We start from the raw sequence: 15,652 nt of genomic DNA, 5'->3' as shown, positions 1-15,652 counted from the left end.
GTTAACCGGTGGTTCGCCGGAAAGGATTTTGTGAGCGCGCTGGCGATCAAGCGCGGCGCCGACGGCCATGCTTGGAAACAGCCACGTTGTCCTTCGAGCGAGGCGCGCCTCGTACTTCGAGGGGCGCTCCGGTTCGTATGTGGTCCAAACCCGGCGTCTCCGTAAACAGGGCCAAGAACAGGCACAAGCCTCGCGGTGGCATCGGGGCCAGGAGCTGGGCGGCACATCGTGATACGATCTGACCGCGGCTCGCGCATTCGGAATCTGACCACGACAACTGAGGTCGCATCACTTTGCCTTATTCGACGGTTACCGATTTCGCGAGATTTCGGGGTTGGTCGACGTCCGTGCCTATGAGGAGGGCCGTGTGGTAGGCCAGGAGCTGCACCGGAATCGCATAGACAATCGAGGTGAATGTCGCACCCATCTCCGGCAGCACAATGGTCGCGAGTGAATCCATGGACACGTCTGCGGCTCCCCTAGCGTCGGTTATCAAGATAATCTTGCCACCGCGTGCAGCGACCTCCTGCATGTTCGAGATGGTCTTTTCGAACGCCCGGTCGGAAGGAGCGATGACGATTACGGGAACACTCTCGTCGACCAAGGCGATCGGGCCGTGCTTGAGCTCCCCGGCCGCATAGCCCTCGGCGTGAATATAGGATATCTCCTTCAGCTTCAGTGCCCCTTCCATGGCCAGTGGAAACGAGGTGCCGCGACCAAGATATAGCACGTCACGCGATTTGGTGATGTCGCGTGCGAGCTTCTCGATCTGCGGCTCGTTGGCCAGCGCCGCTGAAACGAGCCGAGGAATTTCGATCAGCTCGCGTACCAGATCGATGCTGTCGCCCTCCGACAATTCACCGCGCGCATTGCCCGCGGCGACCGCAAGCGCCGCCAGGACGACGAGCTGGCATGTGAACGCCTTGGTCGAGGCAACGCCGATTTCGGGCCCCGCGAATGTCGGCAACACTGTCCCGCTTTCGCGCGCAATGGTCGAACTCAGTACGTTCACGATCGAGAGGGTATGCAGACCTTGCGATTTGGCGTAGCGGAGCGCGGCCAGGGTATCGGCGGTCTCGCCGGACTGCGAGATGAAGATCGCAAGATCTCCTTGGCGCATCGGTGCCTCACGATACCGAAATTCGGAGGCGACATCGAGCTCGACCGGAATACGAGCCAGCCGCTCGAACCAGTATTTGGCGATGTGGCCGGCGTAGCCGGCCGTACCGCAAGCCGTGACCGAGATATGTCCGATCTCATTGAAGTCGAACGGAAGCTCCTGCGGCAGTGCCACGCTCTCGCTGGCAATATCGACGTAATGCGCAAGCGTATTCCCGATCACCTCCGGCTGTTCGTGGATTTCCTTCGCCATGAAGTGGCGGTAGTTCGCTTTCTCGACGAGAGCCGACGACGCGCCAGAGTTCACCAGATCCCGGCGGACGACTGTGCCTTGTGCGTCGTAGACCACGCTGAAGTTGCGGTTGAGCACAGCCCAATCGCCATCCTCAAGGTAGGTGATCAAGTCGGTAAGGGGCGCGAGCGCGATAGCATCCGATCCGAGATACATTTCGCCTTCGCCATGCCCGATCGCCAGTGGTGAGCCCTTGCGCGCACCGATCATGAGGTCGTGTTGGCCCTTGAACAGGATTGCAAGCGCAAACGCGCCCACTAGCCGCGGCAGCGACGCTTTTACTGCCTCCTGCGGCGAGCAGCCATTCTTCAGATAAGAGTCGATGAGATGTGCCACCACCTCCGTGTCTGTTTCAGAGGCGAAACAGGCGCCATGCTGTTTCAGCTCCGCGCGCAGCTCCCGGAAATTCTCGATTATGCCGTTATGGACGACTGCAACATTGTCCGTTGCATGCGGATGAGCGTTGTGTTCGGTTGGCTTGCCATGAGTAGCCCAGCGCGTGTGCCCAATCCCGACATGGCCTGAAAGCGGATGGCAGCGAACACGTGTCTCAAGGTTTTTCAGCTTTCCCTCGGCGCGTCGAAGCTCGATGTGATTTCCTTTGAGCGTTCCGATGCCAGCTGAGTCGTAGCCGCGATATTCCAGTCGTTTAAGTGAATCGATGAGGCGATCCGCGACCGGACCGCGCCCCAAGATGCCTACAATTCCGCACATGGTAACCAGTTTACCTCAACTTCAAAACAGAGCGTCTCGCAAGACGCGCCTGACCAATTCGCTCGCTATTTATCGACCGGTGTAGTCGTGCCGGCCTTCCATCGCGCACGCGTCACTCGGCGTGCGCGAGCTCAAAGCAACACCGGAAACCCAATCGAAGTCGCCAGACGATCCGAAGCAACTTTCTGGGAATCGGACAATGAGCGCCGTCAGCAATTAACAGCTGCATGATTCTCTCCTTTGTCCGATTTGGCCGATACCGCTAAGAAGTCCTGATAGGTCTGCCGCATTCCATCTGTAAGCCATGTCCTCGCGCGCCAGCCGAGCTTTGCGAGGCGGCTGACGTCGAGCAGCTTGCGCGGCGTGCCGTCGGGGCGCGAGGTGTCGAAGGCGATCTCGCCGCTGTAGCCGACGATCTCTGCGACGACGCGCGCGAACTCGGCGATGGTGACGTCCTCGCCGGTGCCGATGTTGATCAGCTCTGCTCCCGAATAGGTCTTCATCAGGTACACGCAGGCGTCTGCCATGTCGTCGACATAGAGGAATTCGCGCCGTGGCGTGCCGGTGCCCCACACGGCAACGCTCTTGGCACCCGCGACCTTCGCCTCGTGGAAGCGCCGGATCAGCGCCGCGACGACATGGCTCAGTTCGGGATGATAATTGTCGCCGGGGCCGTAGAGATTGGTCGGCATTACGCTGATGAAGTCGCTGCCATACTGGCTGCGATAGGCCTCCACCATCTTGATCCCGGCGATTTTTGCAATTGCATAGGGCTCGTTGGTCAGTTCCAGCGGGCCCGTCAGGACCGCATCTTCTCGCAACGGCTGCGGCGCCAGTTTCGGATAGATGCAGGACGAGCCCAGAAACATTAGCTTCTCGGCGCCGTTCTGGTGCGCGGCCTGGATCACGTTAGCCGCGATCGCAATGTTCTCGTAGATGAATTCTGCACGCAGTGTGTTGTTGGCGGCGATGCCGCCGACCTTTGCCGCGGCGAGGAAGATCACCTGCGGCCGCGTTCTTGCGAACCAGTCGAACACCGCCGCCTGGTTGCACAGATCAACCTCGCGCCGGTCCACGGTGACGAGCTTGACGTCCTCCCGCGCCAGCCGGCGCGCAAGCGCGCTGCCGACCATGCCGCGATGGCCGGCTACGTAGACACTCTTGCCTGTCAGCTCAAACGGAGCGTTTGCCACTCGTCGCGTCCCGCTTTGCTACCGCCAGATCGCTCGCCATCATCTCCGCGACGAGCTCTGCAAAGCTCCGCTTCGGCCTCCAGCCGAGCACCTCGCGCGCCTTGCTGGCGTCGCCGACGAGGAGATCGACCTCGCTGGGCCGGAAATAGGTCGGATCGATCTTCACCACCGTCTTGCCGGTCTTGGTGTCGACCCCGGTCTCGTCAACGCCTTCCCCGCGCCACTCGATACGGCGGCCAACCTGCGCGAACGAGAGTTCGACCATCTCTCGCACCGAGTGCATCTCGCCGGTGGCGAGCACGAAATCGTCCGGCTTGTCGGCCTGCAGGATCTTGTGCATGCCCTCGACATAGTCGCGCGCGTGTCCCCAGTCGCGCTTGGCCGAGAGATTGCCGAGATAGAGCGTCTCTTCAAGCCCCACCTCGATGCGGGCGACAGCGCGCGTGATCTTGCGGGTCACAAACGTCTCGCCGCGGATCGGGCTCTCGTGATTGAACAGGATACCGTTGCTCGCGAACATGCCATAGGCTTCGCGGTAATTCACCGTGATCCAGTAGCCGTAGAGCTTTGCGACGCCGTAAGGCGAGCGCGGATAGAACGCCGTGGTCTCCTTCTGCGGGATCTCCTGGACGAGACCGTAGAGCTCCGAGGTCGAGGCCTGGTAGAACCGCGTCTCCTTCTCCATGCGGAGTATGCGGATCGCTTCCAGCAGGCGCAGGACGCCGATGCCGTCGGCATTGGCGGTGTATTCCGGGCTCTCGAAGCTGACGGCGACGTGGCTCTGGGCGGCGAGATTGTAGATCTCGGTCGGCCGGATCTGCTGCACCAGGCGGATCAGATTGCTCGAATCCGTCATATCGCCGTAGTGCATCAGGAACGGCACGTCGCCGACATGCGGATCCTGGTAGAGATGATCCACCCGCGCGGTGTTGAACGAGGACGAGCGCCGCTTGATGCCGTGCACGACATAGCCGAGCGACAGCAGATGTTCGGAAAGATAGGCGCCGTCCTGGCCGGTCACGCCGGTGATTAGAGCGACCCGCCGTTTGCTCTCTTGGCTTAACAAATGATTCCTCTGCGCAGGCTAATGTCGTCCCCGATCGACGACGTCAATCGCGGCTGGCTCTTCGAAATGCGGAAGCGTCACGCTCTCGAACTGCCGAAGTGTGGACCTCTACAGGTATTGCGTCGATTGCTCAACTGTACGGAGGTAAACCTCCCACCTCGAAAGAGTTTTGAAGGACTATACGAAAGTTTGTAGTCCGGCAGATTTCGTTCGGCCTTCGTCAGGCGCTTCTCTATTGCTTGAGTGCGCTCAATGAATTGCGGCGCAGTCAAAAGGTAAGCAGGCCGTTCGGCCGAGAAGCGTTCTGCAGTCTCTCCATGCTCAGCTCGCGCGTCGAGCCAAGAAGTGTCCCTCATTTCTTGTCCTTGCCTAGAAATTTCGAGTCTTGCTGTTCATCCAGTGCAACTGCGAGCAAGCCCGGCAAACAAAGCCTTGAAAGTTGTTCTCTGTCGCGCAGTCCGTATCATCGATCAATCTCGGGACGATCGTGTTGGTGGTCGGATAAGCATAGGTGAAGGCGCGCATATTGCAGTCCCACGGCAGAAACACGCGGGATGAGCTGATCGTGGAGGGAGCCGACTCGGGCTGTTTAAGCACGCGCCGCCTGCTCGAATGCGCCAAAAGGGGCGTGAGCTTAGAGGCGCGCCATCGAAATGGATCGCTGCCTTATCGGGTTTGAACGCCGCCGAGATCAATCTTCGATCGCTCGCGTGTCTAAACTTCCACATCATTTCCGTTCCGAGGCGATCACATGAGGTTTCCAATGCTCGTTCGTCGGGTGTTGAGGGGCTCGTTGCCTGCATCGGCGTTCGGCCCTGGGGCAATCGTCAGGCCTGCATCTCGAGCAGGCCCAGCTCGCGGAGCTAGCGGCAGCTCCCTTGCTGCCGCAATCCGCCGCTACCCATGCCGCGCGCTCGTCCCGGACTATTTATTGCCATTTAATCTGCTTTCATTCAAGGACGGGCGCGTCCGTCCGACCATGGCAAGACGTGCATTAGGACGTGGTGATAAGCGCACCATGATGACGGCTTTTGACGGAGTCCCGTCACAATCGGTTCCCCGCACATATACGCTCTTCCAGGATCGCCATTCTTGAAGCCAAGAATTGCCCGACATTGGCCCTCACAATGGTCGATGAGCAACACCGCGTTGGATCCATCGGGTCTTCTCACATCACCGCTCCGGGATAGCGCATCAATCTCGCGGTGGCTCGTTGGGCACTTGGCGCTCGCAACCGTATTTCGAAGCCTCCAATGCTGGATTCGTCCTTCTTACATCTGGGGAATCATGACTTCATGCGGGTTGGCGATTTGCGTCGACAGAACAGAAACAGCGTCCTTCGCACTCAGCGCGATTCCTCAGCCGCTTTGGCAGAACACCTCTCATGACACGCGATCGGCTTGCTCCGCTTTTGTCCACAGGAAGTCTAGGGCGACTGAAGATTGGTGCGACCTAGCAGGGGCACTCTACAACCTGACGCTACGTACGATTCAATCCCCTGCGGGGGTTATCGCGTGAATATCTCACGCCAGGAGCCAGCCGCGACAGGAGGAGGGCGGGAGGCGCTGCGCCAAAGCGGCTGGCTTTCGCTATTCGTCCTCCGCAATTGCGCAGCCAGGGTCTGCTCAAGTGTGCCGGCATAGCCACGCCGCGGCGGTGAGGCTGCTGGTCCTGGCAATGAGCGATCACGCGCGTCAATGAAGTTCTTGTAAGGTCCATGGAATAGGAGCGCGCTCGCCGGCCGAATCAAGCGTCCATGGCGAGGATGGTCTGTGGCATCTGTGCGAATTGGGGCCTCGTCTATCCGGCCGAGCTCTCCCGCTACGCTGTCTGGATGGGGCTGCTTCCCGGGAGTTATAGAGGCTGGCGTCGCTAGGCAGAATGGGAAACGAGGTCCATCGGCAGCGGTTATTCCGGTCAATGAGTGCAATTCCCGTCAAGGCACTGAGCAGTGACTTTGCCGTTCCAGACAAACTTTGGACGATGGACCTCGAAGGGCGCCGTCAGGTGCCGGCCGCGTCAGGTCAACGATCATTGCGGGTTCGATACATGTGGGGGGCCGTCATGCGTTGGAAGACGGCGCCCAAGCGGTGCTCAGCCCTGGTCCCGTTCAGAGCATCGCGGTTTAGGTCCGGATTGGTGCGTTTGCTACAATCGTCGCTGGTCTCCAACAACTCGCTATGGGCGCGTGCAACCCCAGAGCGGCCAGGGAAAAGGCGGAAAGTCTGCCGGCAATCAAACGGCTGTTGGAACGAGCGGCGCAGTGCCCATGCTCTCTGATCGCCGGGCAGGGCCTCGAAGGCGGCGCCGATCGGCGCTCCTCCCCATTCATCTTGAGGCGCGAGCGACTGTTAGGCCGGCATTCTCCAGTGCATCCAAGATCCTATCAGCAACCACCCGGGGATCGCGCTGGTCCTCTATGCTCACGCTACAGGCCAAGGTAGCTGCCATGATCGCGTGAGCCGTTTTGCGCTGGAGGCTGTCGTACTCGGCATACTCGCCGCAAGTATTGCAGGTGATCACTGGTCGGCCGGTCCAGGGATCGTGCATTGCGATCTCGCCCCAGTTATCTCTGTGACATTTCTGGCAGAGCATAATTAGAGAATTCCCTATGGTCTGAGCTCGCGCTACATGGTCGACAGTTGAACGACTGCTTGGCATCCAAAGCTGCAGAAGCCACTGCACTCTGGAGGCGCTGTTCCGTCCCGAAAGACACGACGGAGGACGGCTCGGAAACAATCCGCCCGAAAGGGCTGCGGCGTGAGCGAACACTTGATGCATCTCTGCCGAGAGCGGTGGCGATCACGCCGCCTCCGTGCTCTTCTGGAAACGCCGTTGAACGCAGAGCCCGAGCATCTGCAGAGATCTGCGGCGGCCGTTCAATGTACCGTTCGACATAGTGCCGCCCGTCAAAACCTCGCTACTCACTACGCGTGGATCATTGCCTTTGATGGCTGAAAGTACGACCAGAAATCCGCTCCGCTGAACGAGCTTGCGAGCCCATCTCGTCGCCTATCTCGATCACCTCGCGCCTAAAGTGTGGTGCCGTTGGTCGCGGCGCTTGCTCGCGTGATTCTGCATTGAGTTATCATCCTTTGGAGCAGCGCAGCCCTTCATGCCTTACGAGCGGTGTGCAGCCGTGTTCCGTTTGCTTCAAAACGCCGCATGACATGGTGTTCGTCGTCGGTCACCTAGCGCTGTCCATTTGCCGATAGCCGCAGCGGCTCGATGACAGATGGCCACTTCGGGCCACTTGGCTAACCCATTCGCCAGGTATGCGAGCTCTTGCTCGGTGAAACGCGCACTCCCGGTGAGGCGGCGCAGGACCTCCTGGGAGATCACGACTGCGACTTCGCGAGAGATGACCTCTTTCGGCCAGTGACTGAACGCACGCATGAGCTGAGCAAGCTCCTGCTCGCTAAAGTCACAAACCTGGTAAGTGCGGCGAAGAATCTCCTGCGCGATGGCTACCGTCGCATGGCGAGAGATCTCCTCTTGCCGCCATTTGCTGAAGCCGTTGGCGAGGATCGCCAGTCCTCGAAGCGTAAAATGAGAAAGCCGGTCGGTACGGCAGGCCCGAGAAAGGACCTCGTGCGCGATTGCAGTCTTAGCTTCGCGCAGCGGAACTTCCGTTGGCCATTTGCTGAAGCCGTTCAACAGAATAGCCAGTCCTTGCTGCGTAAAACCACCGAGCTGACCGGCCCGTCGGGCACGGTAAACGACCTCCCGGGCGAGCGCAGCCGTCGCGTCGCGAAGAGACAGCTGTTGTGGCCACTTGCTGAACCCATTGACGAGGTTCGCCAGTGCCTGTTCAGTAATGCAGGAGACGCCGTCGGCGCGGTCACAGCGGGCGAGCACTTCACCGGCAATTTCAATTGTGGCTTGGCGGCAGCTCGGCTCCTGCCGCCATTTGCTGAAACCGTTTACCAGCACCCCGAGTTCCTGGTAACGAAAATAAGAGAGGCGCTCGGCACCGCGAGCGTGACGGATGACTTGATCCGCGATCGCGACGCTCGCCGCGAGACAGGCAACCTCCGCCGTCCATTTGCTGAAGCCGTTTACCAGACTCGCCAACTCATGGTGATCGACGGAAAGCCCGCGACGAACGAGTTCTCCTGCAATCTTGGCCGTGGCTTGCCGAGGCGCGAGCTCGCCCGGCCACCTGCTGAATCCGTTTACGAGCTTAGCCAGACGCTGCTGACTGAAATCGGAGAGCTGATCGGAGCGGCGGAGAAGTTCGTTGCTGATTGCGATCGCTGCCTTGCGACAACTGGAATCTTCCGGCCGCTTGCTAAAGACGCTGATTAGATTCGCCAGCTGTTCCTGGGTAAAATCGGAGAGTCGATCGCTTCGGCGCACAAGCTCATCTGCGATGATCACAACTGCCGTGTGAAAGCGTTCCTCTGCTAGCCATTTTCCGACGCCGTTCACGAGCATTGATAGATGCCGCGGGGTGAGCGCAGAGAGGCGATCATCCGAACGCGTATGGCAAGAAATCTCAGTCGCGATCCTGAGAGCGGCTTCACGAACCGCCGGTTGATCCGGCCACTTGCTAAGGCCGCTTATCAGCAATGATAGGTGCTGGCCGGTTAGGTCCTGGAGCGGCTCGCTCTTGTCGCGGCAAACTTCAGCAATTCTGATCATGCCATCGCGGCAGTCGGAAGACGCAGGATGGCGGCCAAATGAACACGCAAAGAGCGAAAGTGATGTGAAGTCGACTTGTTCCATCAGTGCGTCATTAAGGCGGGAGAGCTGAGCCGCTAGAGCTTTGGAAAGATCGGTACCTGCCTGACCGCCAGACTGCCGGCTGAGCGCATCACATATTGTGGCGTATTTCGATGCTAGCTTGAGGCGGATGTCTTCCTCAAGTCGTGGAACAAATGCGATCTTGAACGCAGTCGCGGCCTTTCGCAGGAAGCGTGCGCGATTTGATCTCGTGAGTTGCTTGGAATCGTCGAATAGTGAAACTGAGAATGCGCGCACGTCCTGACAACGGCAAGCGTGGCTGATCGTTGCGAGAAGCTCATCGAGTGTGGCCATCGTTCGATTTGGTGGCTCTGAGTGCTCCGCGCGAACGTGCTGCTCGAAGCGGTGCCGGTCGAGTGAGACTGCTTGTCCAGGGCGCGTCATCTGTCGACCCTTCCCTGGCCAGGGTCTCGAACTGCAATCGGATCGCGACATTGCTTACGCAAGCTGACTCGAGTTCGGACAGGTAGCGCTGGCGCCCTCACCCCGTAATGTCTGCTGCACAGGCCAAGTGCGTTCCGTCTGCAAGCCGTCGCTCCCAAGCCATCGGCAGGCGATCGTGGACGCTCGCCCGCAAGAAGACCCTACAATCTGACGCTGCGTCCGATTCAAGCCATTTATGTCGAGAGCCGCGCATTTCGCGCAGAATTCTGCGTGAACGGCCGGTGAAGCCAGATCTCGTCCATCTTGCTCCGTTCGCGTGGCCTTTCCAATCGGCCTCCTCAACCGAGGGATTGCAGTGAAGCTTACTCGCCGCGCTTACGTTTCGCCCAGCGGCTTGTCGCATGTCGGACATTAACAAAGCGAGTGACAGCGCTAACGGCAAATGAGGTGCTTTTGTGAAAGCCAGCCTACGGGATCTTACGTAGGGCCCGTGTCGCATTTTCTTGATCTAAACATTGCATCCTCTTTTGCATGAAGCAGAAAAATCTATTCTCAGACGCCAAACATTGGCGAGGCCGTGCGGAAGCGACCCGACTAAAAGCGGAGTCGATCGAGGACGACACATCTAGATGCAGGCTCCTCAAGGTCGCTGAGGAATATGACAAGCTGGCTCGCCTCGCGGAGGGGCGGCAAAGAAGCGAGCTTGACGGGCAGTTCTGATCGCTACCGGAGCGAACTGTGACTGCGGCCACCGAAGTCTCGCCGTGTTGGAGCTCGAGGCCCTCTAGGGCTGAACTGCGAAACTTCGTCACGCGTTCCCTGGCCGTGGATCCATTGTGACCGGCCACATAGATGACGCATTGACGGTGTCTCAGGCGGTAAGCCGGCTAACCGCTCGACATGAAAAGGACTGAGATGAAAGCCCACCGTCAGATCGTCGCAAGAGCAAAGCCTCTCGTTGACGAGCTGGCGATACATTGGCGTCGCGTTGCATCATGTGCTGAAGCCGATGACGTTTGTTTGGTGCCAAACTAGCCGGTTCGCCGGATCATGCCGCGCCAAATGGCCTCCGCCGCCATTGTTGATCTAAGGCATTTCAGTCGGTTCTGGCATCAAGCACGGTTAGCCCAACGCCATACCTTGCGGACTTGTTTAGGCGAAGGGGCGGCAGCAGCTCCTGCAGGCCCGGCTTGCCGCGACAACCATCGTAGATGTCTGTGCCGATTGTCTGCATGAGGCAAGTTCGCAACGAAGGCACGAATGACGAGAAAATCCAAGGAAAGATTCAGATGTCGAAAGATAAACTGCAGGAGAAACTCTCCGCTGGACGATCCGGACAAAGCCGATGTTCGTCTTCCAACTAAGTTTGGTGCAGATGGTCCGCAGTAGTTGGGATTGCCCATGCCGGCGCGGCGGCCGGTCAATGTATGAGTCGGACAACACGAGTGGTGCCGGATTCGACCCTATCGGTCAAAAGAGGGAGGAGGTGTGAGGAAGCAAATTGTAGAAAGGCTCGAAGCGGGACGCGTGCGCGATGGCCGGTTCGCCACCGCACCCGGATCTGGTCCTTCCGGTCTCTTCTTCGTGCAGGGGCCTTGTGGCTGCCAGCTCAAGATCATCGGCTTCGTTCATCCGGGATGGGAGCATGTCTCTGTGTCGACGCCTCGGCGATCTCCAAATTGGGAGGAGATGTGTCTCGCCAAAGATCTGTTTTGGCATCAGGAGGAATGCGTGATGCAGCTGCATCCTCCTCAGTCACAGTATGTGAACAACAGTCGCTATTGCCTGCATCTCTGGAGGCCGACCCGTCAGGTCATTCCGATGCCTCCGTCAGCCTTCGTGGGCATCGTCGGGCTGGGGCCGTCTGAAGCGGCAATTCTGTTTGCGCAGATGAGTGCCATGTCTTAACGGACCCGGCCGCATCGATGCCAAGTCGAGCGGCGGCACGTAATCGAGAGCGCAGTGGCGCTGGAGCCTAGGCGGCCACAGGCCCGCCAAGGGCCCGCGGGCACCACTCTGCGCACCAAAGGCCGCTGCGCTTCTCAAAGCGGCAAGGCACGCCGCAGAATCGGCTCGTCTATTGTGCGCAATATGACGCGCATAACAACGCCAGCGAGGAATCGGCCAGGTGACGAATTAGAGCGGATCGGTCGATCCGGTACACATTGCGGGCGGCCAAATCCTCGCATCAGTAAAGGACATACGGGGCGCAACTACGTACGCATCGGCTAGTGACCTGGGTGAGACGCGTCGGGCAGCGTTGTTGCGCGTGCCTCGATGCTGCGATCAAATCCTGGAAGGCGGGCCGGCTATTAGCCTGATATGCGCGCGATGGCCCGCGTAACTCGGCGATATTTCTCCTTCAATACCGGGCAAGAGTGCGTTTCCGGAGCTGCGCATGTGGGTGTTGCTTGTATCCAGTGGACTGAAGGCGGCTCGCTTGATGGATCGGTCTGACGTGGTCTCCGCCGCGCAACGGGCCAAGGCCGCAGGGGCGACCCGCTTCTGCGTGGCCGCGGCCTGGCGCAATCAAGGACCGCGACCTCGATCAGGTCTGCGATATGATTGCCGCCGTTAAAGATTGTGGCATGGAGACGTGCGTAATGCTCGGCATGCTCACGCCAAAGCACGCCGCACGGCTCGCCGACGCCGGCCTCGATTTCTACAATCACAACGTGGACACCTCGCCTGAGTTCTACCGCAGCATCAACACGACCCGGACCTTGCAAGAGCCAATCGACACTCTTACGCCCGTGCGCCAGGCGGGCATCAAAATCTGCTGCGGCGGAATTATTGGCATCGGTGACGACGCCGAGGACCGTCTCAGCATGCTGCTACTGCTCGCCAATCTTCCGAACCATCCGGAAAGCATCCGGATCAAGCTCTGGAACGAGGTGAATGGCGTGCCGGTGAGGTTCACGGCGGAGCGTCCCGATCCGATTGCACTGGTGCGCCTGGTGGCGACCGCGCGGATCATGATACCCAACAGCGTCATACGGTTGGCCGCCGGGCGTGAGTACATGACTGATGAACTCCAGGCCCTATGCTTCTTGGCTGGTGCGAATTCCATCTTTGTCGGCGATGTGTTGCTGACGACCAAAAATCCGCAAGTTGACCGGGATGCAAGTGTGCTAGCCCGGCTCGGTATTATGTCTGACCCGCTTAAGTCATCCAGAACAATGGGCGTGGCGCGCGCAAGCCATCAGCGTAGGTAAAGAAATGCAGATTGTCCTGATTGAAGGGAACGATTCATTGCACCTCGTCACTGAATCCGACCTGCACTATGAAGGCTCGATCTCGATTGATCGCGCGCTGCTGGACGCGGCCGGTATCCGATTAACGTTCGCGTCGAACTGTACAACCTCGAGACGGGAACACTCTTTGCAACGTTTGTGACCGAAGCGCCACAAGGGTCCGGCACCGTAGACGTAAACGGTGCGGCGGCGCGACTGGCGATGCCCGCAGATAAGATAAGTATTGTTGCATACGCGTCACTTGACGAGGAGGATGCGAGCATCTTCAGGCCGCGCATTGTGCCGGCTGATCGAGAAGATCCCATCCTGCAAGTTTGAACCCACAAGCCAACGCGGGAAGACCCTGTCCGGCCAGTTGGGAGTTTTGCGGCGTCCATCGTTGCTCAGCGAGTGATGAATGAATTCCGTCATTGCGGGTATGTTGCTGTGCTGACAAGGCTGTCGCAACAAGACGACCTGCTCGTCCTTGATTCGCCGGTTCACGCCAGTATTCATGAAGGAGCGCGAACGGGCCGAGCAGCGTTTCGAATCAGTGCCCATAACAATCCGCAGGCTATCGAAAGCGGCAATTTGCGACTGGCGCCCGGCCGCAGGAGCCGGGCGGGTCTGGATCGTAGTCGAGAGCCTCTACAGCATGGATGGCGAAGTCGCACCGCTTGGAGACCTGCTCGGGATCGCGCACCTGCACGACGCGTTCATGTTTGTCGACGAAGCTCATGCAACGGGCGTTTACGGCGAGCAAGGACGAGGGCTCACGGCGGCCTATGAAGGACGCGAGAATCTCCTCGTTGTTCATACCTGCGGTAAGGCGTTGGGAACTTCCGGCGCGCTTGTCACCGCCACTGGCGTGCTGCGCACGATCAATCGCTGTCGCCCGTTCATCTTCGCGACCGCTCGGTCGCTGTTGATGGCGGTGGCCGTGCGGGAGTCTCTCTTGATCCTGCAGGAGGAGCCGGAGCGAAGAACGGTTGACGAAGCTGGTCGCGTTCTTGCATCGGGAGATGGCTGTGCGAGGCGAGAGAAGTCCTTCGAATTCGCAGATCCTGCCCTATATCGTTGGCGAGAATCGTTTTGAAGGGGAGGCCGATAGCCAGCTGGTTGCACGGCTGAGCGGTCTTCCGGCCGATCGGATCGTTCCGGAGCGTTACCGCCTTAAAATACCCGCTTCCCCGCATCATTCGGCCGAGATAGACGGAATTCGCATCGACCCCGGATTCGCTCATCGGGCCGCAGGCCGGGGAGCGACCGCTCGTCATCGAAGGCGCCGGCGGGCTGATGGTGCCGCTGAACCGTAGCCCACTCTACATCGACATCTTCGAGCGGTGGCGGCTTCCCGTCGTGCTCCGCGCCCGCACGCTACTCGGGACCATCAATCACTCCCTGCTGCCGATTGAGGCCTTGCGAAAGCGCCAGATCGACATTCTTGGGATCGCATTATCGGGGGAAAGAAATGCTGAAACTGAAAGCGCAATTTGTGACATCGCGCGGGTGCGTTGGTTAGGCCGGCTGCCCTGGATTTCTCCTCTGACGGCAGACAGCCTACGGGTCGTCTTCAAAGACTCGTTCATTTCCAGCGACTTCCAGCCATGAAGCCAAACAACAGGTGGCCAATCTGGCATCCATTCGAGCAGCATGCGCTTCACAAGAGATGACCAAGGTTGTGCGTAGCGACGGTGCTTATCTCCACACTGCGGATGATCATCGAATCATAGATGCAGTCGCATCCTGGTGGGGTGTCACTCACGGCCATTGCCATCCGCAGATCGTGAGCGCGATTCACAAATAGGCCGGCAATTGAAGCGAGTCATTTTCGCCGGCTACACGCATGATCCGGCCGAGGAGGTCGCTCGGCTCCTTTTGAAACTCATAACCCAAGGCTTGGACCATGTGTTCTACTCGGACAGTGGCTCAGCCGCTTGAAGTCGCCCTTGAACATGGCACTCGGCTATTGGCACAATAGAGGCAAACAGGGAACACGCATCGTTGTCAAGCACTCCTATCGCGGCGACACGTTCGGCGCGATGTCGATTGGTGCCCGCGGTGTCTTCAACGCGGCGTACGGACCGCTCCTGTTCGACCTGACCTCAATGCCATTCCCTGCGAGCGGTCGTGAGCAGGCAACGCTTGATGCGCTTGAATCAGCATGTCGGCACGAAAATCGCGCAGCCCTTATTGTCGAGCCTGGTGTTGAGGCAGGCGGAATGCTGAGGTACCCAACTTGGGTGCTAAGTGAGATGAAGCGGATCTGCGAGGCGTCGGACGTCCTGTTCATTGCCGATGAGGTCATGACGGGCTGGAGCCGCACCGGAACAATCTCGCCTGTGAGCAGGCCAATGTTGTGCCAGATCGAGCGTGCTATTCAAGGGCCTCACGGGAGGGGCGCTGCCGCTCGCTGTGACACTGTGCTGGCCAGGGATTTTCGATGCCCATTACTCGAAAGACCGTACGCACAATCCTTCACTCGAGTTCGTCCACGGCAAATCCGCTGGCCTGTGCCGCCGCCAAGGCTAACCTGGAACTGTGGAAAGACAGGTCAGACGCATTGCTGCGCTCGCAACCATGCAAGAGCAGGCAATTGAACCATTCCGCGGCGATCGGCGCTTTGCAAACGTTCGCCGTAGCGGCGCCGTCACAGTGCACTCGATCTGAAGACGAAGGATACCGGCCATTGGCAGGCGTCGGCCCGAAGCTTCACGCCTTCTTTAAAATGCGCAATCTCTTGCTGCAGTAATACGATCTATGTGATGCCGCCATATTGTGTAACACCAGGAGACCTGCACGAAATATATGCGGGCGTCTATGACGCTGCCGATGCGCTGGCCTGAAGACGCGCGCGGCTCCGCAAGACTAGGGAGTCTGAGTTGTCGTCGGCTTCCGGAACGAG

At 59.2% G+C, this 15,652-nt stretch carries 6 protein-coding genes and 4 pseudogenes; 6 read left to right on the top strand and 4 right to left on the bottom strand.

Going from position 1 to position 15,652, the window contains the following annotated elements; genetic code table 11:
• Positions 1–298: 298 nt before the first annotated feature.
• The 4 genes from glmS to FXB41_RS17630 all read right to left on the bottom strand — a co-directional run bounded on the left by glmS (position 299) and on the right by FXB41_RS17630 (position 9,424).
• Positions 299–2,125, bottom strand: a complete 1,827-nt coding sequence (glmS, locus tag FXB41_RS17645; RefSeq protein ID WP_219682633.1) for a glutamine--fructose-6-phosphate transaminase (isomerizing) — start codon at positions 2,123–2,125, stop codon at positions 299–301.
• 209 nt (positions 2,126–2,334) lie between these two features.
• Positions 2,335–3,318, bottom strand: coding sequence for a GDP-L-fucose synthase (fcl, locus tag FXB41_RS17640; protein WP_219682632.1), 984 nt, complete (start codon positions 3,316–3,318; stop codon positions 2,335–2,337).
• Positions 3,299–4,384, bottom strand: a complete 1,086-nt coding sequence (gene gmd, locus FXB41_RS17635; protein WP_219682631.1) for a GDP-mannose 4,6-dehydratase — start codon at positions 4,382–4,384, stop codon at positions 3,299–3,301. The genes fcl and gmd overlap by 20 nt, the downstream gene beginning before the upstream one ends.
• A 3,153-nt stretch (positions 4,385–7,537) precedes the next feature.
• On the bottom strand, positions 7,538–9,424 hold the full coding sequence (locus FXB41_RS17630; RefSeq protein WP_246648956.1) for a hypothetical protein: 1,887 nt from the start codon (positions 9,422–9,424) through the stop codon (positions 7,538–7,540).
• A 1,578-nt stretch (positions 9,425–11,002) separates the two neighbouring features.
• Here FXB41_RS17630 and FXB41_RS17625 point away from each other — a divergent pair.
• From FXB41_RS17625 to FXB41_RS17600, 6 genes and pseudogenes are all read left to right on the top strand, one after another.
• Entirely contained in the window at positions 11,003–11,422 is a 420-nt protein-coding gene (locus FXB41_RS17625; protein ID WP_219682653.1) for a DUF7694 domain-containing protein, read from the top strand.
• 511 nt (positions 11,423–11,933) lie between these two features.
• A pseudogene (bioB, locus tag FXB41_RS17620) lies at positions 11,934–12,729 on the top strand (biotin synthase BioB); the annotation flags it as partial.
• Between the two features lie 4 nt (positions 12,730–12,733).
• Positions 12,734–13,086 (top strand): annotated as a pseudogene (locus FXB41_RS17615) (aspartate 1-decarboxylase).
• 175 nt (positions 13,087–13,261) lie between these two features.
• Positions 13,262–13,843: an aminotransferase class I/II-fold pyridoxal phosphate-dependent enzyme gene (locus FXB41_RS17610; protein ID WP_376707504.1), complete on the top strand. Its 582-nt coding sequence runs from the start codon at positions 13,262–13,264 to the stop codon at positions 13,841–13,843.
• A pseudogene (gene bioD, locus FXB41_RS17605) lies at positions 13,842–14,358 on the top strand (ATP-dependent dethiobiotin synthetase BioD); the annotation flags it as partial. The gene FXB41_RS17610 and the pseudogene bioD, both read left to right, overlap by 2 nt.
• Positions 14,355–15,593, top strand: a pseudogene (locus FXB41_RS17600) (aminotransferase class III-fold pyridoxal phosphate-dependent enzyme). The pseudogenes bioD and FXB41_RS17600, both read left to right, overlap by 4 nt.
• Positions 15,594–15,652 lie beyond the last annotated feature (59 nt).

Origin of the sequence: Bradyrhizobium canariense, from assembly GCF_019402665.1 — a bacterium.
Classification (GTDB): Bacteria; Pseudomonadota; Alphaproteobacteria; order Rhizobiales; family Xanthobacteraceae; genus Bradyrhizobium; species Bradyrhizobium canariense.
This window is presented reverse-complemented; position numbering and strand designations above follow the sequence as displayed.

Bases quoted from the DNA above. Each gene is read 5' to 3' on its own strand.
- glmS (WP_219682633.1), bottom strand. From the start codon at position 2,125: ATGTGCGGAATTGTAGGCATCTTGGGGCGCGGTCCGGTCGCGGATCGC.
- FXB41_RS17630 (WP_246648956.1), bottom strand. From the start codon at position 9,424: ATGGCCACACTCGATGAGCTTCTCGCAACGATCAGCCACGCTTGCCGT.
- FXB41_RS17610 (WP_376707504.1), top strand. From the start codon at position 13,262: ATGAAGGAGCGCGAACGGGCCGAGCAGCGTTTCGAATCAGTGCCCATA.